Annotated in this window: 2 protein-coding genes; both read right to left on the bottom strand. The window is 45.4% G+C overall.

Annotated features, from left to right (window positions below; all coding sequences use genetic code 11):
• Positions 1-452, bottom strand: a 452-nt coding sequence (locus M1P97_RS26180; RefSeq protein WP_249390620.1) for a hypothetical protein, incomplete at its 3' end; no start/stop codon positions are given.
• Positions 453-465: 13 nt separating this feature from the next.
• Positions 466-1,296, bottom strand: coding sequence for a glycine-rich domain-containing protein (locus M1P97_RS26175; RefSeq protein WP_249390619.1), 831 nt, complete (start codon positions 1,294-1,296; stop codon positions 466-468).
• Between the last annotated feature and the right edge of the window lie 89 nt (positions 1,297-1,385).

Here is a 1,385-nt window from a genome sequence, read left to right as displayed (position 1 = left end):
GTTGATGCAGACCACAAGATTGTCTCTGTCTCATTATCTGATAGCAATGCCGGCAGGGTAATACTGTATAGTGAGTTACGCAGATCCTTATCAATCCATAACTCAACGTTTGCCACTTCGACGCCTCCGGACAGAACGGATACAAAAAACTTATTACTAAATTCGTCCTGCGCCCTGATCTCTGCCAGCTTTGCCCGACGTGCCTCCTGTAACGGATCAGGTTCGGGCGATGGTTCTGGTTCGATCGGATCTGGAGCCAGCTGCATATTATAGACTTCCTCGACTGTTGCGTCGGGATTCGCCTCTTTAAAGGCTATCTGTTCGTCACTGAGTAATACCCAAGCTCCGGTCTTGTAATCTTCCCAGGTTGAGCCTATATAATTACTTTCCGGGTCTAGTAAAACATCTAACTCGACGTAGATCGGTTTTGCATCTTTATTTATGTATATCATACTGTTTTGTTTTTTAATTGTGATAATATAGACAGATTATACCTTGTCCTCCTGCGCCGCCACTACCGCCAGAATGGCCTCCACCTCCGCCAGCTCCGTAGCTTCCAGCAGTTCCGTTTTCGTATCTTGACTGCCCTCCGTCTCCTCCTGACGCATATCCAGCAGCACCGCCACCGGACCCAGACCCATTCGCGCCTAAACTATCTCCGTTGTCCCCCGAATATCCTCCACCTCCGAATATACTTTTTATTGGTATTATTATAGAGTTTCTACGATAACCAACACCTCCAGATCTGTTACCAGTACTGTCACTACCGCCATTGTTTCCTCCAGGTCCATCATTATTAGCTACGTTAGATCCACCATTTATCCCAGAGCTAGACATAGAAGCTCCAGATCCACCCGTATATCCATAATTAGCAGGGTTATCCCAATATCCTCCAGCTCCACCGCCATTATTGGCAATGGCTATATCTGTGTTACTATTAGCTACATAAGCAGACAAAGCAGAGACGATTGCCGAATCATTTAAAACCCCTCCGCTACCGCCATATTGACCACCTCCTACTCCAGCTTTACCTCCAGTCACTGTGATAGTTTTTTCGGCTACCTTTAAAACCGTTGAATTGCCGTCGGCTGTAGAGGATTTGGCGAGATTATATGTTAAAGTTTTATTTGCTAGATTAGCCAAGATAAAGCTTTTAATATACAATAGCGTACCAGATGCTCCGCCACCACCTGAGTTAGTACCACCAGCTCCGCCTCCACCAACCACCAGTATATCAACATACTTATAGCCATCCAGTAATGTATAAGACATATTGCTGCCGGGGCTACTTGTCAATTTGACTAGTAGGGGCTTCTTTGCATTTGCCATAAACCTTCTTCTATTCATACCGCCTCCTATTCTTGTTCAAGTTTTGCAATATGCCA

This window comes from Parabacteroides leei (assembly GCF_023369805.1).
Classification (GTDB): domain Bacteria; phylum Bacteroidota; class Bacteroidia; order Bacteroidales; family Tannerellaceae; genus Parabacteroides; species Parabacteroides leei.
Note: the sequence above shows the minus strand (reverse complement) of the source record. Positions and strands in the feature narration are given on the sequence as shown.